This is a genomic window from Streptomyces sp. NPDC051133, from assembly GCF_040682635.1.
Taxonomy (GTDB): Bacteria; Actinomycetota; Actinomycetes; order Streptomycetales; family Streptomycetaceae; genus Streptomyces.
In genome coordinates this window covers 14,421-38,339 of sequence record NZ_JBFBBK010000024.1, presented here as the reverse complement: position 1 = coordinate 38,339, position 23,919 = coordinate 14,421, and the positions used below count along the sequence as shown (strand labels likewise).

Genomic DNA, 23,919 nt, shown 5'->3' with positions numbered 1-23,919 from the left:
CCGGCCCTCCGCGGCTGCTTCCGTGCAGTGACCGCACGGTCGGGCTGGTGCAAAGGGCCTCCCGGGCGGACGGCCCCGGGCCGCCCACTGAGATCCGACACCCGTGGTTCGGGTGTCGACCTGCTTGGCTTATGCCCTCGAACATGCGCCGCCATGCAAATGCAGCCAACAGCGCGCCGGTGAACTCCTTGTTACTTCCACCCGAACCGGGGTATACGGCAACCGCCCCGGCGCCGGGCGGCGACGGGGCGGTGTGGCGTGCGGTCAGCCGCCGTAGCGGCGGTGACGTGCGGCGTAGTCGCGCAGGGCGCGCAGGAAGTCCACCTTGCGGAAGGCGGGCCAGAACACGTCGCAGAAGTAGTACTCCGAGTGGGCGGTCTGCCAGAGCATGAATCCGGACAGCCGCTGCTCGCCGCTGGTGCGGATGACGAGGTCCGGGTCGGGCTGGGCGCCGGTGTAGAGGTGACGGCCGATCATGTCGATGTCGACGGAGTCGGCGAGGTCCTCCATGGACACGCCCTTGTCGTGGGCGTCGGCCAGCATGGAGCGCACGGCGTCGGCGATCTCCTGCCGGCCGCCGTAGCCGATGGCCACGTTGACGAGTATTCCGTCGATGTGGGCGGTGGCCTCCTCGGCCTCCTTCAGCGCGGTCTGCATCGGAGAGGGCAGCAGGTCGGACGTGCCGACGTGGTGCACCCGCCAGCGGCCGTCGGCGGCGAGGGTGCGGACGACGTCCTCGATGATGCCGAGCAGCGGGACGAGCTCGTCCTGCGCGCGGTCGAAGTTGTCCGTGGACAGCAGCCACAGGGTGACGACCTCGACGTCGGTCTCGGTGCACCAGCCGAGGAACTCCTCGATCTTCTCGGCACCGGCCCGGTGGCCGTGGACGGTCGTGGAGCCGGACGCCTTCGCCCAGCGGCGGTTGCCGTCCATGATGACGCCGATGTGCTTGGGCACCTGGTCGTGGTCCAGGTGGCCCTCCACCCGGCGTGCGTAGAGCCTGACGAGCAGGCTGCGCAGCTTGTCGCGCAGGTTCACGTGGCCCTCCGGGGGTTGGCGCGGGATAGGGGTGCCGGAGCCGTTGAGCCTACCCCTGCTGGGGGCTTGGGCATGGCCCGGGGTTTGGCCCGAGCCCCTTGGGTGGGACGTGGGTCCCCGCGGAGAGGTTCCGGAAGTCCGCAACGAAAAACGGGCCGGTCCGTGGGGGGGAGACGGACCGGCCCGAGGGGGGGTTTCCACCATAACCCTTCGTAAGGGATGGTGGGTGCATCGGCGCCACACAACTACTCTCCGAAGTCACCCGGCGACGCCCCGGTGGGTGCGGAATGCTCGATTCGGGGGGGTTTCCTGGCCGATTCACAGCGAAATCACAGGCGAAACCGGCCAGATGTGAAGGGAATCGCAGGGTTTGCGCCATTGTGGGGATAGTTCGCTGACTTGTCCGAGGGTCCCTCCGACGGGCTACCCCGTCGGCGAACGGTGGACTTGACGGTTCCGCTACCGGCCGGAGAGGTGCCGTTCGGGCTCACAGCACCGCGCAGCCCCCTCCACTGCGCGGTGCCGCCCGCGCAGCTTTGCTGACGCGAATAACCTTGGTCTGAACTTACGTGACCTGTGGGACGGATGTGAACCGCGGTCGATAACGATGTGGAAACCCCGGGGGAACACCGGATGAACAGGAGAGCCGTCTCTCCCCTTTCATCCCTGTCTGTCAGTACGGCGGTTTCCGGACGTCGAAGAGATGCCGGGCGCTGTGCGCCACGAACGGGCCCTGCCGCTCGATCTGTTCGTGCAGTGCGCGCAGCCGGGGCTCGTAGGCCTCGACCGTGAAGCCGGGGACCATCCAGACCACCTTGCGCAGGAAGTGCACGACCGCGGCGACGTCGTGGAACTCCATCCGCAGCCGCTCCGCCCGCAGCCCGGCCACCTCCAGGCCCGCCGCCTCGGCGTCGGCCCGCTCCCGCTCGGGGTCCCGGGCGGTGCGCACCTCCTCCGGCTGCGGCCCGAGGAAGAACTCGACCAGCTCGAAGACGCTGGCCGGTCCCACGTGCTGGGCGAAGTAGGTACCGCCGGGCCGCAGCACCCGGGCGATCTCGTCCCAGTGCGGGCGCACCGGGTGCCGGCTGAGCACCAGGTCGAAGGCCTCGTCGGCGAACGGCAGGGGCGCGTCGTCCGGGGCGGCGACCACCACGACACCGCGGGGCCGCAGCAGGGCGGTGGCCTTGGCCACGTTCGGCGGCCAGCCCTCCGTCGCGGCGACCAGCACCGGCCGGGCCGGCTCGGCGGCGCCCAGCGCGAAGTCCAGCACCTCACCGCCACCGGTCTGGATGTCGAGCGCGGCCCTCGCACCGGTCCCGGCCAGCCGCTCCCCCGCCGAACGGGCGTACCCCCACGACGGCCGCGCCTCGGTGGCCCGCCCCTCGAACCACGAGAAGTCCCACCCCTCGGTCGGCACGGCGACACCCTCGGCCACGAGGTCCTCGAACGAACGGTTTCCTGCCATGCCGGCCATGATCGCAGGACACCGCGGAGGGGGGTTGCTCATTTCCGGCTGGGAGAGGAGCCGACATCGTCGTCCCGGACGCCCCGCAGGCTCACTTCGCCGTGTTCCTCGCGCTCGTCGGTCATGGCAGGCAGTGTGGCAGCCGCCACTGACAACCGCCTCGCGACCTGCGGCTACGGCACCTGTGGCTACGGCACCAGCGGCCGGACCTCCTCGGCGGCGAACCGCACGAAGCCCTCCGGGTCGGGCTCGTCCCCGGTCGGCTGCAGCACCACGGTGTCGGCACCGGCCTCGACGAGCCGTCGTACGGCTGCGGCCACGGCGTCCGCGTCCCCCGCGACCCCCACTCCGGACGCCGGCGCCAGTCCCTCCGCGACGAGTTCGGCCCGCAGCCGGGCCTCGGCGTCGGCTCCCGTGGCGGCGAGGAGATAGACGACGACCTGGTGCGGCTCGCCGCGCCCCGCCTCCTTCTGTCCCTCCTCGATGAGCCGCCGGGCCCGCCGCACGCCGTCCGGCGAGGTGGAGGCGGTGAGGACGGTGCCGTCGGCCCTGGCGCCGGAGAGGCGGAGCGTACGCGGCCCAGTGGCGCCCGCGAGGACGGGTGCCGGCCGCTCCGGGGGCCAGTCGAGAGCGACGTCGTCCAGGGAGACGTACCGGCCGCGCACGGTGAGCCGTTCGCCGCGCAGCAACGCGCGCAGGGCGTCGAGGTGCTCGCCGAGGAGCGTGAGCGGGGAGGCGGCGCGGGCGCCGACCTGCCCCATCCAGTCCTGCACGCCGTGACCGACGACGACACTCGCGCGGCCGGGGAACATCCGGTGCAGGGTTGCGGCCTCCATCGCGGTGAGCGCCACGTTCCTGAGGGGCACGGGCAGCAGTCCGACGCCGACCCGCACCCGCTCGGTCCAGGCGAGCGCGGCCGCGGCGGTCGAGATCCCGCCCTCCAGGAAGCAGTCCTCCCACAGCCACAGTTCCTCGAGCCCCGCGTCGTCCGCGACACGGGCGACCGCCCGCAGGCGCTCGGGCGGAAGCTGAGGGCGGAAGACGACACCGAGTCCAGTCATGGACCTCTTCCTAGTGGGGAGGAAGGGAGGGAGCAACTGGGTTTCTGTGACGCGCGAGTTGGCGGGAAGAGGGAACGTGGGCAGACGCTGGCGGGACGGCACCGGACGGCTGGTCGTGCCGGGGCCCGGGGGCGGTGCGGACCCGGGAGCCGTCCTTCCCCTGGAGATCGCGGCCTCCTACCGGGCCCGGACGAAGGGGCTGCTGGGCCGGGACGCGGTCGACGGGGCGCTGCTGCTGTCCCCGGCGAGCGGGGTGCACACCTTCGGCATGCGCATCCCGATCGACGTCGCCTACCTGGACCGCCGGCTGACCGTCCTCGCCGTCCGCACGATGCCCCCGGGCCGCCTGGGCCGCCCTCGCCTGCGGGCCCGGCACGTCCTGGAGGCGGAGGCGGGCGTGATGGCGGGGTGGGGGCTGCGGGCGGGGGTGCGGGTGAGTGTCGAGGCCGGGGGCGTTGTCAGTGGTCCGTCCTAGCATTCCGGCATGAGAGCTTCAGGGACGTTCACGGTCGAGGAGTTCACTCCGGCGGAGCTGCGGTTGCCGGAGCCGGTGGTGGAGACGGCGGTGCCCGTCGGGGTGGCCACCCTGCGGAAGCGGTACGAGGGGGAGGTGACCGGGGTCTCGGGGACGTTGTTCACCGCGGCCTACGACCAGGGCAGTGCGACCGGCACGTATGTCGCCATGGAGTCCTTCGAGGGGGCGCTGGGCGAGCGGAGCGGTACGTTCAACTTCGCGCACTCCGGGACGACGCTCGGGGAGGGCAGAGAGGCCGACTTCTTCGTGATCGTGCCGGGCAGCGGGACCGGGGCGCTGGCCGGGATCCGAGGGGCCGGCGGCCTGGAGATCGACGCGGACGGCACCCATCGGATCTGGTTCGAGTACGAGGTGGGCGCGTAGCGGCTCACTCCTGGGTGCGGGGGAAGGTGACCTCGACGCGGCGGTTCTTCCTGCGGCCTTCCTCCGTCGAGTTGTCGGCGATGGGGTACTGCTCGCCGTAGCCGCGGACCTCGAAGGTGATGTTCGGGTCGTTCAGGTCCTGGTCCAGGACGGCCTGGACGGCGTTGGCGCGTTGCCTGGACAGGACGTCGCCGTGGGCGGAGGAGCCGAGGTCGTCGGTGAAGCCGAAGACGCGGACCTGGGTGGCGTTCTGCTTCTTGATCTCCTCGGCGATGGTGGCGATACGGGCCTTCGCCTCGTCGCCGAGTTTCGCGCTGTCCTTGCCGAAGAGGACTTCGGCCTGGAGCGCGAAGGTGACGTCGGCGTTGGTGTCCTCGCGCCGTTCGTCCCCGCTCTGGTCCTCGACGACCGACTTGATGTCCAGCACCTTGGGGGCGGCGAGGGTGGCGCCCTCGGGGAGCTTGAGGTCGGGGTCGGTGGGGTCGATCTTCACCGGGGCGGTGGCGGAGGGTTCGGTCACGGGGGGCTGACTGGGGTCGGTGTCGTCGGCCTGGGCCGGCGGGGTGGCGTAGAGGGTCGCGGCGACGAGGAGGGCCGCGGTGGTGAGGGTGAGGCGGGTGGTGGTCACTTGGGCCTCACCCGGAGATCTTGATGGTGCCGCTGGAGAACGTGGGCAGTTGGAGGGTCACCTCGGTGGTGTCCTCGGGTGGGGAAGGGAACTGCATGAAGACCTGGAGGGACTGACCGCCCTTGAGCGTGCCCAGGCCGGTCGTGGTGAGTGGGCGGCCTTCTGTGTCGCGCAGCACGTAGTACCGCTTCTTCCCCTTGGAGTCGACGAGGGTGGCTCCTCCCAGGGAGGGGCCGTTCCTGGTGATCTCGGTTTCGTTGCCGCTGAGGGCTGCCGGGATGAGCAGATCCTTGGCCCCGTCGTTCTTCAGGGTGCCGTTCACCGTGACGAAGCCTCCGGAATCGCGCTGCGCGGAGGTGACCTGGAGAAGCAGGCCGTCCGAACCCTTCAGCTCGGCCATCGGCTGGTCCGACTGGCCCTGCTGGGTAGTCGGGCCCGAGCCGGACGTTCGGGAAGCGGATGCTGAATGCTCCGGCTTCTTGTCATCGCCGCCGCTTCCGCCGCATCCGGCCACACCGGCGGCCAGACCGGCCGCAACGGTCAATGCGACCATCCCCCTGCGGGCCTTCGCAGTGAACCGAATGCTCATCGCTCCGCTTCCTTCGTCATCGATCGTTCGCTCGTCAGTCGGCCAGGTGGACGTCGAAGAGGTCTTCCGACTTCGGCAGCCCGGTCGTGTCGTCCGGCTTCAGATGCCAGACCTTGTCCTTGCAGGTGAGTTCGGGCAGCGTGCCGCCGTCGGCACTCTTTTCGGGGAGCTCGAAGGTGCAGAGGGGTTCGATCTCGGCGGTGGCGGAAGCCTTCGACTTGTAGTTCTCGGACCCGGGCACGACGGACCGGCCGACGGACTTGGTGGTCGTCACATCGGCCTGGTACTTCATCAACTCCGGGGAGAAACAGGCGTTCAGCTGGGCGTCGTTCCGGGAAGCGAGCTCGCCCGCCCGACCACATGGATCGTCGACCGGTGACCTGCCGTCGAAGATGTCCTGCCATTGCTTCGGGTCGCTCAGAACCTTCGTCCACTGGGCCGTGAGCTGGTCCCGCACGTTCTGGGCCGCCGCGAGGGCCGCCGCGTCCGCAGCCGTCTGGGCGCCGCTCCGGTTCACCGACGCCTGGCCGACCGCGAGGTAGGCGAGAGCGAGAAAGAGCAGGCCCGCCACCACCGTGATGTAGATGGGGAAGGCCTGCCCTGCGTCGCGACGGCGGGGGGTCAGCCGCCGGTGACCTCGCTGATCTTGTTCCGGATCGCATCGAAGATCGTCTGTCCGATGCTCGTCCCCGTGATCGCCAGCACGATCGCCACGACCACCGCGATGATGCCCAGGTACTCCACCGCGGTCTGGCCCCTGTCGCTGCGAGCGACGCGGGTCTGCAGATACGCGACGGTGGTGTTGAACCAGTTGCTCATGGTGGTCCCCTCCGGGTTCGCCTCCGATCCGGACAACGTATGCCGCGACGCGCCGTCCACCAGAGGGTCCCAGGACCCAACCCCGGACCCATTCCATCTCACGCCACCCCCAGCCACTTCGCCGCGGCCTGGGACCGCGTGGTGCTCTGGAGCTTGGCGAAGATGCGGTTGATGTGGTTCTTCACCGTCTTCTCGCTGATGAAGCAGGCCGCGGCGATCTGCTGGTTGGTCATGCCGGACGCGATGAGGTCCATGATCTCCGCCTCCCTCTCACTCAGCCGGAACCGCGATCGAGACGACTGTCCCACAGGTGATTGCAATTGCGAAAGGGATTTGGCGGGTATTTCCCTTACATCGACCGGGATTTGATCCTGGTCATGTGCAGGTGCACTCATCCTCAACTCTGTCAGTAACGCCTCCGCCGCTCCCGGCGTCACATGCGTCCGTCCCTCCCGGACATCCCGTACCGCCCGCACCAGCTGCTCCGTCGTGAACTCACCGTGCACCAGGTATCCCCCCGCCCCCAGCCGCAGCGCCTCCCGCACGGTCTCCGTCTCGTGGCTGTAGGTGAGCATCATGACCGGGGCCAGCCGTACCAGGTGCGGCAATGCCGAGATTCCGTCGACTCCGGGCATGCGGACGTCGAGGAGGATCACGTCCGGGCGGTGCCGTACCGCCGCCTCGTACGCCTCGCGGCCGTCCGTCGCCTCCGCCACCACCGTGGTGTCCGCGCGGCCCGACAGCAGGGCCGTGAGGCCGGCGCGGACCACGGGATTGTCGTCGGCCACCAGCAGCCGCAGGGGTTGGGACGCCGGCGCGGGCGGGGGGAAGTCGGGGTGCTGCATCGGGGCCTCCTCTCAGAGGGCGGTCGGTGGGGGGAGGGCCGGTGAGCGGAGCTCCACGCGCACCTCGGTGCCGCGTTCGTGGCCGCCGCGGCCGATGCGGATGCGGGCGCCCGTCTGCGCGGCCCGTTCGACCATGCCGAGCAGGCCGAAGTGGCCGCGGGAGCGGAGCCGTTCCAGGGTCGTGCCGGGCGGGAGGCCGCGGCCGTCGTCGTGGATGGTGAGGCGCAGCAGGTCGCCGTCGACCGTCACGCGTACGTCCACGCGGGTCGCGGTCGCGTGCCGGTGGGCGTTCTCCAGAGCCTCCGTGGCGATGGCCAGCAGGTGGCGGACCGTGGAGGCGGGCAGGAGGGGCAGGGCCTCGGGCGGACCGCAGTCGCATGTCACCTGAAGGTGCGTGCGGGTCGTGAAGTCGCCGATGCGCGCCCTCAGTTCCCGGCCGAGGGACCCGTCCGCCGGTCGTTCCGGCTCCTGCCGTCGTAGCTCCGTCAGCAGTTCCCGTGACTCCGCCGCCGCTCTGCGCGCCGAGCGGGACACCAGGTCCGCCTGGTCCTTGATGCGGGCCGGGTCGGGGGCGGAAGCCGAGGCGGTCGTCGCCAGGCCGTCTGCCGCCAGGGCCACGCCGTACAGGGTCTTGGCCACGGAGTCGTGCATCTCCCGGGCCAGCCGGGCGCGTTCCGCGCTCACCGCCTCCGCCGCCGCCAGGCGTGCCTGGGCCGTGGTCAGCGCCTGGGTCGCGGTGCCGTAGCGGAGCATCAGGTTGCGCAGGGTCGAGCCCATCGCGCCGGCGATCACGCACAGGCCGGGCAGGAGGAGGGCCTCGGCGACGGGGGCGTGCCGGTCGGCCTTCAGGGTGGCGTGGACCAGGAGCAGGATCAGGGACTGCAGCGAGGCGAAGCAGGCCGCGCCCCGCCAGCTGTAGACCAGCCCGGCCAGCAGCGGGGTGCAGACGCTGACGTAGGCGAGGGTGGTGTCCGGGCCGGCCGAGACCAGGAGGAGGGAACCGAAGAGGGTGTCGGCGGCCAGGAGGGTCGGGTGGCGCAGGAGGAGGGGGCCGAAGCGTTCCCAGTCGCGGAAGAGGACGTACGACCCCATGAAGGTGACCACCACGGCCGCGCCGACCAGGCGGACGCCGAGTCCCGGGGCCGCGTTGAGCAGGGCGGCGGGGGCGGCCAGGACGATCATCGCCAGCCGGAAGCCGAAGACCTGACGGCACATGGCCTGCAGGGCGCGCACCTGGAGCTTCTCGGAGAGCTCGGCGGACGGGGCGGTGACCACTCCGGCCGACGTGCCCACCGGTCCCCCGGCCGACGTGCCCACCGGTCCCCCGGCCGACGTACCGGACGCCCCCTCCCCCCGCTCCCCTGCCACCGGGCGCCCTGCGGCCCACCCCGCGAGCCCCCTCAGCCGGTCCGTGAAGGAGGCGCCGCCCCCGCGCCCCGTCATCCCCGCCACCGCCACGACCCGCCCCTCACTTCCCCGTGAGTGAGCCGAAGTCCACGCCGGAGCCCAGCAGCAGGCCCGCGCCCAGCAGGAGCATCGTCGCCGGGACCATGAACGTGGTGATCATCAGCGTGGCCTTGGGCACCGCCCGGGCGGCCTTGCGGCGGGCGTTCTGGGCGTCGGTGCGGCGCATGTCCTTGGCCAGGGAGACCAGGGTGTCGACGATCGGCGCGCCCAGTTCCTCGCCCTGCTGCAGGGCCGTCACGAACATCGCCACCTGCTCCGAGTCGTTGCGCCGCCTCAGCTCCGCGAAGGCCTCGCGGCGGCTCATGCCCAGGTCCATCTGGCGCAGCGTGATGCGGAGTTCGTCGGCCCACGGCCCCTCGTAGTGCGCGGCCACCCGGTCCAGGGCCTGCCGGAAGCCCAGCCCGGCGCTGACCACGACCGCCAGCACGTCCAGGAAGTCGGGCAGTGTGCGCTCGATGACGTCCTTGCGGACGCGGATCGCCGACCAGATGCCGACCTCCGTCCAGAACGCCCCGAACAGCAACAGCAGCAGCGCCACGAACCACTGGCCGCGCAGCAGGAAGACCAGGAAGCCGACGCCGCCCAGCGCGCCGTAGACCGCCCGGCGGGCCGCGTAGCGGTCGATGGTCAGGCCGCCGGGGTTGCCCGCGAGGTCGATCTTGCGGCGGTACCTGGCGACCAGGCGGGGGCCCATCAGGCGCAGCACGGCGGGGGCGTAGCGCATGCCCATCCGGTCGATGACCGAGCCCACCGCGCCGGTACGGGTGGCGCCGACCTCCAGGGCGACGGCGAGGTCGCCGGGGAGCCTGGCGTCCGCCCGGTACATGCGGATACCGGTGAAGGCGCCCCAGACGGCGACACCCATCAGCAGTGCGAGCAGGAGTCCCACGGGGTGCCCCTCACACGTCGATCCGGCTGAGGCGCCGGATGAGGACGAAGCCGACGGCGTACATGCCGAAGGCGATGATCACGCAGGCCTGGCCGGCCGGTGAGCCGGTCATCCGGGCCAGGGCGCCGTCCTTGACGCCGTTCATCAGGAACAGCGCGCCGATCCCGAGGACCGGGACGGCGTACGACGTCATGGTCACCTGGGAGAGCTGGGTGCGGATCTCACGCCGGGTCTCCTTGCGTTCCTCCAGCGTCTCGGTCAGGTTCCGCAGCGCGGACACCACCTGGCCGCCCGCCCGGTTCGACAGCACCAGCGTCGTGACCAGGACGACGAGTTCGCGGGACGGCAGGCGGCCGGCCAGTTCGCCGAGCGCGTCCTCCAGGGAGTGGCCGATCGCCAGCCGGTCGGCGACCCTGCCCAGTTCCTCCCCCGCGGGTGCCTCCAGCTCCTCCGCCGCCATGCCGATCGCGGTGCGCAGGGCGAGGCCGGCCTGGGTGGCGTTGGCGAGGATGCGGGCCAGCTCCGGGAGCTGGTTGATGAACCGTTCGATGCGTTTCTGCCGCTGCCAGTTGAGGAACTGGACCGCCGCCCCGATGCCCAGCAGTCCGGCGATCGGTCCGAAGAAGGGGGCCAGGGTGGCCTGGCCGATGAGCCAGAGCGCGGCGACCGTGACGAGCATGTAGACGAAGAACTCGCCCGGCGTCACGTCCAGGCCCGTGGTCGCCAGGCGGTGCTCAAGCCAGCGGCCGAGGCGGGTACGGCGCAGCCGCCGGTCCAGGTCGCGGAAGCGGCGCCTGCGGCCGGTCAAGGAGGCCGGCCCGGTGTGGGTGAGGCGGTCGACGAGTGCGGCCCGCTGCGCCCTCCCCGAGGCGTAGACGTGCACGCCGGCCACCGCGAGCACGCAGGTCAGCAGCGTCACGCCGGTGGTGAGCTGGACGAGGGTGTGGAGTTCCATGGGTGGCCTACCTGGCTTCTCGGGTGGCGAGCTGGTCGACGGAGTGGGCGACGCCGAAGGCCTGCGGGACGGGCTGGCTCGCCATGTACAGGCGGTCGGCGGTGCGGCGCGGCAGGGGGAAGTACGCGAAGGAGCCGTACACACGGCCGTCCGGTGTCATGGGCCGGGCGTCGAAGCGGGCCGCGGTCGCCAGCCGGTACGGCTCCCCTCCGTGGCTGTCGAGCAGCGCGATCTCGGTGATGCGGCGGGCGCCGTCGGCGAACCGGGTGAGCTGGACGATGACGTCGACCGCGCTGTTGATCTGGTCGTGCAGGGCGACGAAGGGGACCTCGACGTCGGACATGGAGGCGAGGGTCTGGAGCCTGGTCAGCGCGTCCTCGGCGCTGTTGGCGTGCACGGTCGCCAGCGATCCGTCGTGGCCGGTGGACATGGCCTGGAGCATGTCGAGGGACTCGCCGCCGCGGACCTCACCGACCACGATCCGGTCGGGGCGCATCCGCAGCGAGTTGCGGACCAGGTCGCGGATGGTGACCTGGCCCTTGCCCTCGACGTTCGGCGGCCGGGACTCCAGGCGCACCACGTGCGTCTGCTGGAGCTGGAGTTCGGCGGAGTCCTCGATGGTGATGATGCGTTCGTGGGAGGGGATCAGCCCGGAGAGCGCGTTGAGGAGGGTCGTCTTGCCGGTGCCGGTGGCGCCCGACACGATGATGTTGAACTTCGCCTGCACCAGCCCCGCCAGCAGGTACACCATGTGCTCGTCCAGCGAGCCGAAGGAGATCAGCTCCTGGAGGGTGAAGGACCGCGGGAAGCGGCGGATGGTGAGGATCGGGCCGGTCAGCGACAGCGGCGGGATGATGACGTTGACGCGCTCGCCGGAGGGCAGCCGGGCGTCCACCATGGGGTTGGACTCGTCCACCCGGCGGTTGACCGTCGACACGATCCGCTCGATGGTCTGCATCAGCTGGTCCGACGACACGAACCGCAGGGGCAGCTGCTCCACGCGTCCGCCGCGCTCGACGAAGATCGCGTCGGGGCCGTTCACCATGATCTCGGTGATCGACGCGTCCTCCAGGAGGGGTTCCAGGATGCCCAGCCCGAGCGCCTCGTCCACCACCCGGCGGATCAGCTGGGAGCGCTCCACCGTCGACAGGACCGGGCCCTCGCGGCTGATGATGTGCCCGAGCACCCGCTCCAGCCGTGCCCGGCGCTCGGCCGCCGCGAGCGAACTCATCTCCGCGAGGTCGATCTCCTCCAGCAGCTTGGCCCGGTAGGAGGCGACCAGATGCCCGTCCTCGCCCCGGCTGCCCTGCTCCTCCGGAGTGCTGATGCGTGCCCGCAGACTCATGGGTCGGCGACTCCTCGCTTAGTGGTCGAGCGGCATGGTGGCGGACTTGGTGGCGTTGCCGAGATCCCAGACGATCCGGGGGATGTGGACGGTCGCGGTGACGGTGACGGCGTCCGCCCCCTCGGCGGACGAGCAGCTCACCGTGATGCCGCCGCTCACCGCGTCCGCGCAGGCCTGCGCATAGGACTGCCGCAAGGAGGCGGCCCGCGCTCCCGCCCGGGCCGCCGTGCCGGCCTGCTCGGCGGCGTAGGCGACGGCCCCGATCTGGAACCCGGCCAGCCCGACGATCAGCAGGACGGGGATGAACCCCAGGTACTCGATGGCGACTTGGCCCCGGTCGCGGGCGCGGTCACGGGTGCGGGAGCGGCTCCGGGCGCGGTCACGGGAGCGGGAGCGGCTCCGGTCGTGGGCGCGGTCACGGGTGCGGGTACGGTCGCGGGCGCGAAAGCGGCCCCGGTCACGGTCACGGTCGCGGTCGCGGTCGCGGTCACGGTCGTGGGCGGATGCGTCGGCGCGTCGACGGCGGTACGTCATCTCAGCGCTTCACCTCCTCCACGGCACCGGCGTGGCCGGTCACCCGGGCCGGGAAGTCGATCAGCCCCGGGAAGAGGACGGGGACGTGCAGGGTGACGTCGGCCGTCACGTAGCCGCTCGCGCTGCACTTCACCTCGGCACCCCCTTTCCACGCCGACGACAGGTCCTTCAGCCCCGCCGCCGCGCACGCCGCCTGACGCGCGCCCCCCGGCGGTGCCGCCGTACCCGCCCGCACCGCCTCGTCCGCAGCATTCCCGGCGAGCGTGAAGGTGTACCCCACCAGCACTGCCTGCCACACGAGCACCAACGTCAGAACGATCAGCGGCGTCATCCCCAGGAACTCGATGCTCACCTGGCCGCGGTCGTCACCCCGTTTCACGGGCCGCTCACTCCTTCCGCCGCCGAAAGCCGCCGGCGCCCCGGCCGGCCCCCCGGTGCGAGGCTCCCTCGGCCGTCTTCGCCAGCCCCAGCTCACCGGCGAGCCCCCACAGCGCCTGCTTCACGGTGCTCTTGCCGTCCAGCTCGTGGACCCGGCCCGCGTCCACGACGGCCTGCAGTTCCTTGAAGTTGGCCGGTACGGCCGTACGCGCCAGGGCCGTGCCGGTGATGCGCTGCACGAGGGCGGGCTGGATCTCGGCGCCGCGCGTGTGCCGGTTGACGACCACGGTCGTCTCCTCGGCCTTGCGGATCTGCAGCCGGTCCCACATCCGTACGGCCCGTTTGGCGGCGCGTACGGCGATCACGTCCGGGGTGGTGACGAGCAGCGCGGTGTCGGCCATCTCGACGGCCGCCGCACCGGCCCCGCTGAGCTGGGCGCCGCAGTCCACCACGACCACCTCGTAGCGGGAGCGCAGGGCGCTGACGATCTGGCGGGCGGCGCGCTCGGTGACCTCCTCGCCGCGTTCGCCCTCGGCCGGGGCGAGCAGGAGCGCGAGCCCGGTGTCGTGGCGGAAGACGGCGTCGGCGAGGACGCGGGGCGAGATGTCGGTGATGGCGGCGAGGTCGACCACCGACCGGCGGAACTGGATGTCCAGGTAGGAGGCGACGTCGCCGGTCTGCAGGTCCAGGTCGACCAGGGCGGTGGGACGGCCGGAGGCCTGCGCGGCGAGGGCCAGCTGGACCGCGGTCAGGGTCGCACCGACACCGCCCTTGGCCCCGCTGACGGTGACGACCGTGCCGCCCACACCGGCGAACACCTCGCCGCCGTGCCCGAGATGGCGCCGTACCCCCGTCGACCACTGGGCGACGGCCTGTACGCGGCTCGCCAGCTCCTCGTACGACAGCGGGAGCGCGACCAGGCCGCGGGCGCCGGAGTCCATGGCGGCGGAGAACAGGCCGGGGCTCGCGTCGGTGGTGACGAGGATGACGCCGACGGCGGGGAAGCGCAGGGCGACCTCGCGGATCAGCTCCAGGGCCGGGACCGGTCCGATCCGCTCATGGACGACGACCACTTCGGGGAGTTCGTCGATCGACTCGGCGGCGAGCCGGGCGAGGAGGTCCACCAGCTGGGTGGAGTCGGTGACCGGGGGCTGGGGTTCGGCGTCGGGGAGCTGGCTGAGCAGGGTGGTGAGGGAGCGGACCGCGTCCGGGTCCGCTCCCGCCGGGAGGATCCTGGTGGGCATGCGGGCCGCCTCTCACTTGTCCGTCGCGAGTTCGTAGGTGCGGTCCTTGTCGGGGACGCCGGTCTCGCCGCCGGGCGCCACCAGCGCCAGCCGGACGCGCTGGGCGAAGGACTCGGCGTAGGTGATGCGCTGGGCGTCGAGGGTGGACAGCGCGAAGGTGATGGGGACGGCCTCGCCGGGCTGCTGCTGGTTCTTGCCGCTGTCGGGTTCGAGGGCGGTGATCCGGCCGACGTCGAGCACGCGCGCGTCGGTGACGATGATCTTCGACTGGTCCGGATCGCCCTCCTTCTTCCCCTGGAAGGTGGCGTACACGTTGACCCTGGCGCCCGGGGTGATCTTCCCGGCCACACCGGTGGCCGCGTCGATCATGATGGCGACCTCCTGCTGGCCGGGCTGGAGGGCGGGCTGGTCGACGATCATGTCGGTCTGCAGCAGCGAACCCGCCCGCAGGGTGGTCACGGCGATCTTGCCCTGAATCTGGCGGAGGTCGGTGACGGCGGTGCCCGACAGCCACCGCCTGGGCATCGCGACCTTCTCGAACTGCCCCGCGTCCAGGGTGGTGTACGGCTTCACGTCGGACCGCACCCGGTAGGCGGTGACCTCGGGGCCGACCTTGGAATTCGCGTCGTGGACGACGGAGAGCACGCCGGCGAACGCGCCGAGAGCGCACAGGACCGACAGGATCAGGAGTATCACGCCGCGGCGCTGACGGGAGTTCATGAACCGTGCAACCTCATTGGGGGAATCGGTCGAGCGGGATGTGAGTGGTCGGGTACGCGGGTCAGGCGGGCGCGCGCTGCTCCAGGGCGCGGGGTGCGGGCGGCTCGTACACCGGTGGCAGGGCGGAGCAGAAGACGCAGCGGTCGCCGATGACGTCGAGGCCGCACCAGTGGCAGCCGGTCTGCCGGACCGAGGTGACGAGCTGGTAGAGGACGGAGAGGTCGGCGAGGTAGCTGCAGAACTCGACCATCCGGCCGGTCCCCCACCACGCCGCGGACTCGGCGGGCAGCGGCACCTCGCGCAGTCCCTGCACGCTCCAGCGCGTGCCGAGCCCAGCGACCCAGTCGCTCTGCAGTTGCCCCCTGGCGAGGACCATCCAGGTGTCGAACTCGGGTCCCCCGAGGGTGACGTCGGGTCCGACCTTGACGAGCTGCGGCTCCGGGTGGGCGAGCACGGCGAACTGGCTCCCGGGCATCCACGACTTGGCGTGCGCCTTCAGTCCGACCGGCACCCGGTCCAGCCGGGCGACGGAGCCGAGGACGGCACCGGCGTGCAGGTAGTGGGTGAGCAGCCGTCCGGCGGAGGCGAGCACGCCCGGGCTGAGGTCGCAGGAGGCGAGCTGGCGCAGCTGCCGGGCCAGGACGGCCGTGCCGAGGGGCGGCAGCTCGGGCCGGAAGACGGCGATGCGGTCGCTCTCCAGCAGCGCGCGCAGGGTGTGCAGCCGCCGCAGGACGGGCTCGGGGGTGGCCGGGGAGCAGACGACGATCAGGTACCCGTGCTGCTCGGTGAGGGCATGCAGTTCCGTGAGGGCCTGTTCCAGCGGGCGCCGGTCCAGGTCGCTCAACACGACGGCGGGCACGCTCCGTTCGTCCTGTGCCGACAGCGCCATGTCGGCACTGGTCACGGCGATGGCAGTTGGCACGCGCAGCTCCCCGCTCCTCACACCCCGCCGGCCCGCCCGTGTCACTCTCGTACGCCGGGCCGACTTCACTGCGTGACTACCTGAGCACTGTATCCACGGCCGTCTGGCCGGAGAACAGCGTTTGTGAAGCTCGCGTGGAACTCTCTTGGCACAAGTACCGCCAAAACCGGACAGGTTGAGCTTCCCTCTCTGACCCCCTCTGGTCTGGACCTATTGACACGGGGATTGGTCTGGACCAACTTGTACCCAGCGGTGGCCACCGTCGCTCATCCCCCTCCTCCCGCCTTCCCCACCCGACTTCCCCACCGGAGGCCCCAGTGGACCGCGCTCCAGGCATACCCAGACCCCGCAGACGGCGGCTCGCGACATGGTCCGCCGCCACCGCCCTGGCCCTCTCGGTCGCGGGCCTCGCCTCCGCGGCACCCGCCTCCGCGGCGGACGTCAACAACGTCAGGAACGCGGGCTTCGAGTCCGGCCTGACCAACTGGACGTGCACGGCCGGCAGCGGCACGACCGTCTCCTCCCCGGCCCACTCCGGCTCCTCCGCCCTCAAGGCCACCCCGGCCGGGCAGGACAACGCCCAGTGCACCCAGTCGGTCGCGGTCAAGCCCAACTCGGCCTACACGCTCAGCGCATGGGTGCAGGGCGGCTACTCCTACCTGGGAGTGACCGGCACCGGCACGACGGACGTCTCGACCTGGACCCCCGACACCACGTCCTGGAAGCAGCTCTCCACGACCTTCACCACGGGCGCGTCGACGACCTCGGTCACGGTCTACACCCACGGCTGGTACGGCCAGGCCGCCTACTACGCCGACGACGTCTCGGTCTACGGCCCCGACGGCGGCGGAGGCGGCGACCCGGCCCCGACGGTCCCGTCCGCGCCGGCCGGCCTGTCCGTCTCCGGTACGACGTCGTCGTCGGTGTCGCTGTCCTGGAGCGGGGTCACGGGCGCGACGGGCTACAACGTCTACCGCGACGGCACGAAGGTCACCTCGGCGACCGGCACGTCGGCGACGGTCACCGGCCTGTCGGCCGCCACCTCGTACAGCTTCCAGGTGACGGCGACGAACGCGGCGGGCGAGTCCGCGAAGTCGGCGACGGTGACCGGCACGACGGCGTCCTCCGGCAGCGGTGGCGGCGGGACCGGCGGAGGTCTGCCGAAGCACGCGGTGACCGGCTACTGGCAGAACTTCAACAACGGCGCGAAGGTCCAGAAGCTGTCGGACGTCCCGTCGTCGTACGACATCGTCGCGGTGGCCTTCGCGGACGCGACGTCGACCCCGGGCGCGGTGTCCTTCACCCTCGACTCCTCCGGCCTCGGCGGCTACACGGCCGACCAGTTCAAGGCGGACATCAAGGCCAAGCAGGCGGCGGGCAAGAAGGTCATCGTCTCCATCGGCGGCCAGAACGGCACGGTGTCGATCAACGACTCGGCCTCGGCGACGAACTTCGCGAACTCGGTCTACTCCCTGATGCAGACGTACGGCTTCGACGGCGTCGACATCGACCTGGAGAACGGCCTGAACGCGACCTACATGACCCAGGCGCTGCGGGCGCTGTCGTCGAAGGCGGGCTCGTCCCTCGTCATCACGATGGCTCCCCAGACGATCGACATGCAGTCCACGTCGAACGGCTACTTCCAGACGGCCCTGAACATCAAGGACATCCTCACGGTCGTCAACATGCAGTACTACAACAGCGGTTCCATGCTGGGCTGCGACGGCAAGGTCTACAGCCAGGGCTCGGTCGACTTCCTGACGGCCCTCGCCTGCATCCAGCTCCAGGGCGGCCTCGCCCCCTCCCAGGTGGGCCTCGGCCTCCCGGCCTCGACCAGCGCGGCGGGCAGCGGCTACGTCTCCCCGACGGTCGTGAACAACGCCCTGGACTGCCTGACGGCCGGCACCAACTGCGGCACCTTCAAGCCGTCCAGGACCTACCCCGACCTGCGGGGCGCGATGACCTGGTCGACGAACTGGGACGCGTCGTCGGGCAACGCGTGGTCGAACACGGTGGGGGCGCATGTGCATGCGCTGCCGTGAGATGAGCGGCTCCCGTTCCTGAGCAACGCCTTCGGCGCCCGGGCCTGGTGGGTCCGGGCGCTGTCGTGTGCGGACGTGGGGTCCGGATCCGGCCGAACCTGCTCGGCGCGCGCTGTACCGCGTTGCGATCCGCAACACGTCGGTGTGATGATCCGACATATGGCGGAGCACGGGGGCGACGCCCACTCGGTGGGGCGAATACGCAGGTCACGGCTGTACGAATACGCGGAGACGACGGAGACCGGACGCGTGGCGTCTCCTGCTCACCCCGGTCCCGCGCCTGTGCCTCTGCCTGTGCCTGTGCCTGTGCCGGAGCCGGAGCATTCACCACCCTCCCGCGAGTTCGCTGCGCTGCTGGGCGTGTTCCGCCGCACGGCGGTGCTGGTGCCGTTGGACGGGGCCGAAGGAGCGCCGCTGACGGCCGACTTCGGCGGTGTCCGCTGGATCTACGCGTTCTCGAACGAGCCGGCGCTGGCCCGCTTCGCGGTCGCGCGCGGTGAGGGTGACCGGGAGTGGGCGTATCAGCGGTGGCTGGGAGCCCGTCTGCTGGACGCGGGGGTGCCTGCCGTCGGGGTGCCCTGCGGGGTGGCCCTGGATGTGGGCAGCGAGGGCGAGGGGGTGCTGTTCCCGCCGGTGACGGGGATCGTGCCGGACGCGGTGGCAGTCGAGACGAACGGGGAGGGGCCACGATGAGCGGGACCGAGGGCAAGGACCTCAAGGCCACCGGGCTGAACCTGATCGCGCAGGGCATCACCCAGACCCTCGACGAGCTGAAGGAACTCGGCATCGACAGCTGGGCGGGCGCGGGCCGGGGCTTCTCGGACATGGAGCTGTCCGGGTTGGAGCTGGGTCACGATGACCTGACGGGAAAGTTCAAGTCGTTCTGCGAGCGCTGGGAGTGGGGCGTACGCGCCCTGGTGGCCGAGGGCAACGCCTTCGCCCAGGGTGTCGGCCTGTCCGCGGGGACGTTCTACGAGACGGACCAGTACGTCAGCGGCACGCTGAAGGTCGGCGTGAACTCGCTGATCGGCAACCCGGACGCCGCCGAGGCCGACGTGGAGAAGATGAGCTACGGCGACATCGCCAAGTCCGGTGCGTTCGGCGGGGCCGACTACAGCAAGGAGTCCTTCGACCAGGCGTGGGCCAACAGCAAGCAGGGCTGGATGGACGCCGACCGGGACTTCATGACCTCCCAGGCCGCGGACAACCTGGGTCTGCGGCCCGCGGGCATGTCGGACGCGGAGTACAACCAGGTCCTGGACGAGACCTTCGGCCCCTCCCCCGAGGCCCGCGCCGAGGCCGCCGGTCAGCAGGGCGGTGAGGACTGATGGGCCTGGGAGACGTCACCAACTCGCTCTTAGGCGCGGGCGAGGACATCTACGACTCCGGCAAGAAGGCCGTCGGCAAAGGCATCGACAAGGTCACGGACGTCGCAGGGGACGCCCTGGACTACGTCGGGGAACACAAGTACGCCGACATCGTCAGGGCCGTGGGCGACTACACCGCCTCCGAACTCGGCGCGACCCCCGGTGAGAAACAGCTCGGCGAGACCGACCTGGCCTCGGAGCTGGTCCACGGATCCCCGAAGGCCATCCGGGCCTCCGCCGGCCACCTGAAGGACTTCCACACCGCCTTCGACAACGTCGGCCAGGGCATGCGCAAACTGGACTCCTCGTCCTGGCAGGGCGAGGCGGCCGACACCTTCCGCAAGAAGTTCGCCATGCACCCGGTGAAATGGCTGCACGCGGCGGACGCCTGCCGTGACGCCGCCACCACCCTCGACGCCTACGCCGAGACCGTCACCTGGGCACAGAAGCAGGCCCAGCACGCCCTGGAGCTGTACGCGAAGGGCACGCACGCCTCCAAGAAGGCGACGGACGCCTACAACGAGAAGGTCAAGACCTACAACGCGGCCCTGAAGTCGGGCGACGACCCCGGCCCCCGCCCAGGGAAGTTCCACGACCCCGGCCTTTCCGACGTCCAACGCGCCCGGGAGGTCCTCCACGAGGCCCGCACCCAGCGCAACACGGCGGCCGAGGGAGCCGCCAAGGCCGTCGAGAAGGCCCTGGCCCACGCCCCCGCCAAACCACCACCCCTCACCCGTCTGAAGGCGGACCTCGGGGACGGCTCCGACGCCGCGCACACCGAGCTCCTCCACTTCGACGGCGGTGTCATCAAAGGCACCGCCGGCCTGATCACCTTCGTCCGCGGACTGGACCCCACCGACCCCTACAACGTCACCCACCCCGCCGCGTACCTGCAGCACGTCAGCATGACCCTCTCGGGCCTGGTCTCCACCGGCTCACACCCCGACCGCGCCCTGAAACAGACCTGGGACGAATTCCGCAAGGACCCCTCCGAGTTCGGCGGCCGCCTGCTCCCCCAACTCCTCCTCGGCGACGGCGCCGGCATGGAAGCAGGCCTCGCGCGGGACGCGGCGGAGGCGGGGATGATGCGCTCGGCGGCCGAAGGGGCGGCGAAACGAGAGGGCGCAACCGGCAGCACCGCTCGGGGACGGGTGAACGAGGACCCGCACGCGCCCTCGCGTGACCCGGAGTCGGTGCACAGCGACGGCACCGACCCCATCGACCTGGCCACCGGCAAGATGTACCTGCCGCAGACGGACGTCGTCCTCCCCGGCACCTTGCCGCTGGTCCTGACCCGCCGGGTGGAGTCGGGCTACCACCTGGGCCGCTGGTTCGGCCCCTCCTGGTCCTCGTCGCTGGACCAGCGCCTGGAGATAGACGCCGAGGGAGTCGTCTACGTCACGGAGGACGGCCTCCTCCTCTCCTACCCGCACCCGGCCCCGGGCCTGCCGACCCTGGCGAGCCACGGCCCACGCCGCCCCCTGGACCGTGTCGACGGCGGTTACACGATCACCGACCCGCGCTCCGGTCACGTCCGGCACTTCGCCGACCGGGGGCCCGGCCTGGCGGTCCTGGAACAGGTGGACGACCGCAACGGCAACTGGATCACCTACGAGTACGACCCGGACGGCACCCCGCTGGGGGTCACGACCAGCGCCGGCCAGGGCGTCCGCATCACCACGGAGTCCGGCCGCGTCACGGCGTACCACCTGATGGCGACCGGCGAGACGCTGAAGCGCTTCGGTTACTCGGACGGCAATCTGACCAGCGTCGTCAACTCCTCCGGCCTACCCCTGCGGTTCACGTACGACGAGACGGGCCGGGTCACGTCCTGGACGGACACGAACGAGCGCAGTTACACCTACGAGTACGACGACCGGGACCGCTGCGTCGCCGAGTCCGGCGCGGAAGGCCACATGGCGCTGCGCCTGACCTACGCGGACCTTAACCCCGCGACGGGCCTGCGTACGACCACCACGACGACAGGTGAGGGCCACTCCCGGCGCTATCTGGTCAACAAGGCGTGGCAGGTGGTGGCGGAGACCGACGCGTCGGGAGCGACCACGCGCTACGTCCGCGACCGCCACAACCGCCTGCTCTCCGCGACGGACCCGCTGGGCCACACGACGACGTTCGAGTACGACGGGACGGGCAATCTCACGCGGGCGGTCCGCCCAGACGGTCGCGAGGCGTGGGCGGAGTACGACGACTTCGGGCTGCCGCTGAAGGTGGTGAATCCCGACGGCACGGTGATCCGCCAGACGTACGACGACCGGGGCAACCGCACGTCGGTGACGAACCCGGCGGGCCAAACGACCCGGTTCGCCTACGACGAGGCCGGCCATCTGACGTCGGTGACGGATCCACTGGGCAACACGACCACGGTGGTCTGCGACCGCGCCGGTCTCCCCTCGGAGGTCACGGACCCACTCGGGGCGACGACCCGCTACGAACGTGACGCCCAGGGCCGCCCGGTCACCGTCACCGACCCCGCAGGCGCCACGACCCGGCTGCAGTGGTCGACCGAGGGCCACCTGACCCGCCGCACGGCTCCCGACGGCACCACGGAAGCCTGGGCCTACGACGGCGAGGGCAACTGCACCAGCCACACCGACCCGCTCGGAGGTGTCTCCCACTTCGAGTACACCCACTTCGACCTGCTGACGGCCCGCACGGGCCCGGACGGCGTCCGCTACGAGTTCACCCACGACACGGAACTGCGCCTGACGAAGGTCACGAACGCGCAAGGCCTGACGTGGGAATACGAGTACGACCCGGTCGGCCGCCTGGTCACGGAGACGGACTTCGACGATCGCGCGCTGACGTATACCTACGACGCGGCGGGCCGCCTGACCACGCGAAGGAACGCTCTCGGCGAGGTGACTTCCTTCGAACGCAACGAGCTGGGTCAGGTACTCCGCAAGGACGCGGCAGGCCGAGTCACGAGGTTCGCGTACGACTTCACGGACCAGCTGGCCCAAGCGACGGGCCCTGACGGCACCACGCTGACGCTGCTGCGAGACCGCTACGGCCGCCTGCACTCGGAAACGGTCGACGGCCGAACGGTGACCTACACGTACGACGCATTGGGCCGCCGCACCGGCCGCACCACGCCCGCGGGTGCGGTCTCGACCTGGTCCTACGACGCGGCGGGGCGCCGCACCGGCATGGTGGCATCAGGCCGTTCCATCGACTTCACGTACGACGAGGCGGGCCGCGAACTGACCCGCCAGATCGGCGAAGCGGTCACGCTGGAGCACACCTTCGACGCGATGGGCCGCCTGACAACCCAGTCGATGACGGGCGCCGAGGCTCGCAGGATCCAACAGCGGACGTACGCCTACAGGGCCGACGGCAACCTGATCGGCATCGACGACCACCTGTCCGGCAGCCGCCGCTTCGAGTTGGACGCGACGGGCCGAGTGACGGCGGTCCACGCGGCCGGCTGGACGGAACGCTACGCCTACGACGAAGCAGGCAACCAAACCCAGGCCACCTGGCCCACGGCCCACCCCGGCGCAGAAGCAACAGGCCCCCGCACCTACACGGGCACCCGCATCACCCGGGCCGGCAACGTCCGCTACGAACACGACGCCCTGGGCCGCATCACCCTGCGCCGGAAGACCCGCCTGTCCCGCAAGCCGGACACCTGGCGCTACGAATGGGACGCCGAAGACCGCCTCATCTCGGTGACCACCCCGGACGGCACCCGCTGGCGCTACACCTACGACCCCCTGGGCCGCCGCACGGCCAAACTCCGCCTGGCGGAGGACGGCGAAACGATCGTGGAGCGCATCGACTTCACGTGGGACGGCACAACCCTCTGCGAACAGACCACCACGTCCCCCGACCTCCCCAACCCGGTCACCCTCACCTGGGACCACCAGGGCCTACGCCCCCTCGCTCAAACGGAACGCATCACGGCAGCCGATGCCCCTCAGCAGGAAATCGACTCCCGCTTCTTCGCCATCATCACCGACCTGGTCGGCACCCCGAACGAACTCATCGACGAACAGGGCGACATCGCCTGGCACACCCGAAGCACGTTGTGGGGAACAACGGCATGGGCGGCGAACAGCACGGCCTACACACCTCTACGCTTCCCGGGCCAGTACTACGACCCCGAAACGGGCCTCCACTACAACTACTTCCGCCACTACGACCCCGAAACCGCCCGCTATCTCACCCCAGACCCTCTGGGTCTTGCACCCGCACCCAATTCCGCCACGTATGTCAGCAATCCCTACAGGTGGGTCGACTCGCTGGGATTGGCTCCGGAGTACCCGGATGACGGCAAAGAGAAACTACCGACTGGTGGAGACGTCCCTGGCGACCCCCGTGGATATAGCAGGCCAGATATCGGGCGCTGGGACTACTCCTGGTCAAAATACGACAAGGCACTGGCGAACGTGCGAGAGCGTCTCGGCGACCTCGGCCCAGATACGATAAAGATGTACGACTATAATCCGAAGACAGGGGAGGGAACTGGAACTTTGATCGGTGAGCAAACGGCCGATAAACTGCGCGGGTGGCGAATAGATAACGAGGACGGGCACGTCAACTACTGGGACTGGAGCACGGGCAAGAAAGGTAAGGGCGGTACATACGGCCACGACTGGTTCCCTGACGATCCAGCAACACCCGGTTCTCGATACATAGGCTGGGCGCCATGGGAAGACAGAAATGGCAACATCATTGAAGGCAACTAGACAC

General features: G+C 70.7%; 23 protein-coding genes. 6 read left to right on the top strand and 17 right to left on the bottom strand.

Annotated elements, in window-relative coordinates:
* Nucleotides 1–264: 264 nt before the first annotated feature.
* The 3 genes from AB0N17_RS24355 to AB0N17_RS24345 all read right to left on the bottom strand — a co-directional run bounded on the left by AB0N17_RS24355 (nt 265) and on the right by AB0N17_RS24345 (nt 3,600).
* Entirely contained in the window at nt 265–1,038 is a 774-nt protein-coding gene (locus AB0N17_RS24355) for an isoprenyl transferase (RefSeq protein WP_366013564.1), read from the bottom strand.
* Between the two features lie 673 nt (nt 1,039–1,711).
* Complete coding sequence (locus AB0N17_RS24350; RefSeq protein WP_366013563.1) at nt 1,712–2,503, bottom strand: class I SAM-dependent methyltransferase; 792 nt, start codon at nt 2,501–2,503, stop codon at nt 1,712–1,714.
* Between the two features lie 188 nt (nt 2,504–2,691).
* Complete coding sequence (locus tag AB0N17_RS24345) at nt 2,692–3,600, bottom strand: LLM class flavin-dependent oxidoreductase (protein WP_366013562.1); 909 nt, start codon at nt 3,598–3,600, stop codon at nt 2,692–2,694.
* 40 nt (nt 3,601–3,640) lie between these two features.
* Between AB0N17_RS24345 and AB0N17_RS24340 the strand changes: the two genes are divergently transcribed.
* Entirely contained in the window at nt 3,641–4,039 is a 399-nt protein-coding gene (locus tag AB0N17_RS24340) for a DUF192 domain-containing protein (RefSeq protein WP_366013561.1), read from the top strand.
* Nucleotides 4,040–4,048: 9 nt separating this feature from the next.
* Nucleotides 4,049–4,462: a DUF3224 domain-containing protein gene (locus tag AB0N17_RS24335; RefSeq protein ID WP_366013560.1), complete on the top strand. Its 414-nt coding sequence runs from the start codon at nt 4,049–4,051 to the stop codon at nt 4,460–4,462.
* A gap of 4 nt (nt 4,463–4,466) precedes the next feature.
* On the opposite strand, the gene AB0N17_RS24330 is transcribed toward AB0N17_RS24335, so the two are convergent.
* From AB0N17_RS24330 to AB0N17_RS24265, 14 genes are all read right to left on the bottom strand, one after another.
* Nucleotides 4,467–5,090, bottom strand: coding sequence for an OmpA family protein (locus AB0N17_RS24330; RefSeq protein ID WP_366013559.1), 624 nt, complete (start codon nt 5,088–5,090; stop codon nt 4,467–4,469).
* Nucleotides 5,091–5,097: 7 nt separating this feature from the next.
* Nucleotides 5,098–5,679 (bottom strand): hypothetical protein, encoded by a 582-nt coding sequence (locus tag AB0N17_RS24325; RefSeq protein ID WP_366013558.1) that lies wholly within the window; start codon nt 5,677–5,679, stop codon nt 5,098–5,100.
* A 34-nt stretch (nt 5,680–5,713) separates the two neighbouring features.
* Complete coding sequence (locus tag AB0N17_RS24320) at nt 5,714–6,304, bottom strand: pilus assembly protein TadG-related protein (protein WP_366013660.1); 591 nt, start codon at nt 6,302–6,304, stop codon at nt 5,714–5,716.
* Nucleotides 6,301–6,498 carry a hypothetical protein gene (locus AB0N17_RS24315; protein WP_366013659.1) on the bottom strand — a complete coding sequence of 66 codons (198 nt, stop codon included), beginning with the start codon at nt 6,496–6,498 and terminating at the stop codon, nt 6,301–6,303. The genes AB0N17_RS24320 and AB0N17_RS24315 overlap by 4 nt, the downstream gene beginning before the upstream one ends.
* Before the next feature lie 98 nt (nt 6,499–6,596).
* The gene (locus tag AB0N17_RS24310; RefSeq protein WP_366013557.1) at nt 6,597–7,343 is read right to left on the bottom strand and encodes a response regulator transcription factor; all 747 of its coding nucleotides are present in this window, start codon (nt 7,341–7,343) and stop codon (nt 6,597–6,599) included.
* A 12-nt stretch (nt 7,344–7,355) separates the two neighbouring features.
* Complete coding sequence (locus AB0N17_RS24305) at nt 7,356–8,786, bottom strand: histidine kinase (protein ID WP_366013556.1); 1,431 nt, start codon at nt 8,784–8,786, stop codon at nt 7,356–7,358.
* A gap of 25 nt (nt 8,787–8,811) precedes the next feature.
* Complete coding sequence (locus AB0N17_RS24300) at nt 8,812–9,699, bottom strand: DUF5936 domain-containing protein (RefSeq protein ID WP_366013555.1); 888 nt, start codon at nt 9,697–9,699, stop codon at nt 8,812–8,814.
* A gap of 10 nt (nt 9,700–9,709) precedes the next feature.
* Complete coding sequence (locus tag AB0N17_RS24295) at nt 9,710–10,654, bottom strand: type II secretion system F family protein (protein ID WP_366013554.1); 945 nt, start codon at nt 10,652–10,654, stop codon at nt 9,710–9,712.
* 7 nt (nt 10,655–10,661) lie between these two features.
* Complete coding sequence (locus AB0N17_RS24290; protein ID WP_366013553.1) at nt 10,662–11,999, bottom strand: CpaF family protein; 1,338 nt, start codon at nt 11,997–11,999, stop codon at nt 10,662–10,664.
* Nucleotides 12,000–12,017: 18 nt separating this feature from the next.
* Nucleotides 12,018–12,533, bottom strand: a complete 516-nt coding sequence (locus AB0N17_RS24285) for a TadE/TadG family type IV pilus assembly protein (protein WP_366013552.1) — start codon at nt 12,531–12,533, stop codon at nt 12,018–12,020.
* 1 nt (nt 12,534) lies between these two features.
* A complete protein-coding gene (locus tag AB0N17_RS24280) occupies nt 12,535–12,864 on the bottom strand; it encodes a pilus assembly protein (RefSeq protein ID WP_366013658.1) in 330 nt (109 codons plus the stop codon).
* A 55-nt stretch (nt 12,865–12,919) separates the two neighbouring features.
* Nucleotides 12,920–14,155, bottom strand: coding sequence for a P-loop NTPase (locus AB0N17_RS24275; protein ID WP_366013551.1), 1,236 nt, complete (start codon nt 14,153–14,155; stop codon nt 12,920–12,922).
* Nucleotides 14,156–14,167: 12 nt separating this feature from the next.
* On the bottom strand, nt 14,168–14,875 hold the full coding sequence (cpaB, locus tag AB0N17_RS24270) for a Flp pilus assembly protein CpaB (protein ID WP_366013550.1): 708 nt from the start codon (nt 14,873–14,875) through the stop codon (nt 14,168–14,170).
* A gap of 61 nt (nt 14,876–14,936) precedes the next feature.
* Complete coding sequence (locus tag AB0N17_RS24265) at nt 14,937–15,797, bottom strand: hypothetical protein (RefSeq protein WP_366013549.1); 861 nt, start codon at nt 15,795–15,797, stop codon at nt 14,937–14,939.
* A gap of 317 nt (nt 15,798–16,114) precedes the next feature.
* On the opposite strand from AB0N17_RS24265, the gene AB0N17_RS24260 reads away from it, so the two are divergent.
* From AB0N17_RS24260 to AB0N17_RS24245, 4 genes are all read left to right on the top strand, one after another.
* On the top strand, nt 16,115–17,839 hold the full coding sequence (locus tag AB0N17_RS24260) for a glycoside hydrolase family 18 protein (RefSeq protein WP_366013548.1): 1,725 nt from the start codon (nt 16,115–16,117) through the stop codon (nt 17,837–17,839).
* Between the two features lie 159 nt (nt 17,840–17,998).
* Nucleotides 17,999–18,532, top strand: a complete 534-nt coding sequence (locus AB0N17_RS24255) for a hypothetical protein (protein ID WP_366013547.1) — start codon at nt 17,999–18,001, stop codon at nt 18,530–18,532.
* Complete coding sequence (locus tag AB0N17_RS24250) at nt 18,529–19,167, top strand: hypothetical protein (RefSeq protein WP_366013546.1); 639 nt, start codon at nt 18,529–18,531, stop codon at nt 19,165–19,167. Before AB0N17_RS24255 ends, AB0N17_RS24250 begins: the two co-directional genes overlap by 4 nt.
* Nucleotides 19,167–23,915, top strand: a complete 4,749-nt coding sequence (locus tag AB0N17_RS24245) for a putative T7SS-secreted protein (RefSeq protein ID WP_366013545.1) — start codon at nt 19,167–19,169, stop codon at nt 23,913–23,915. Before AB0N17_RS24250 ends, AB0N17_RS24245 begins: the two co-directional genes overlap by 1 nt.
* The last annotated feature ends 4 nt before the right edge of the window (nt 23,916–23,919 follow it).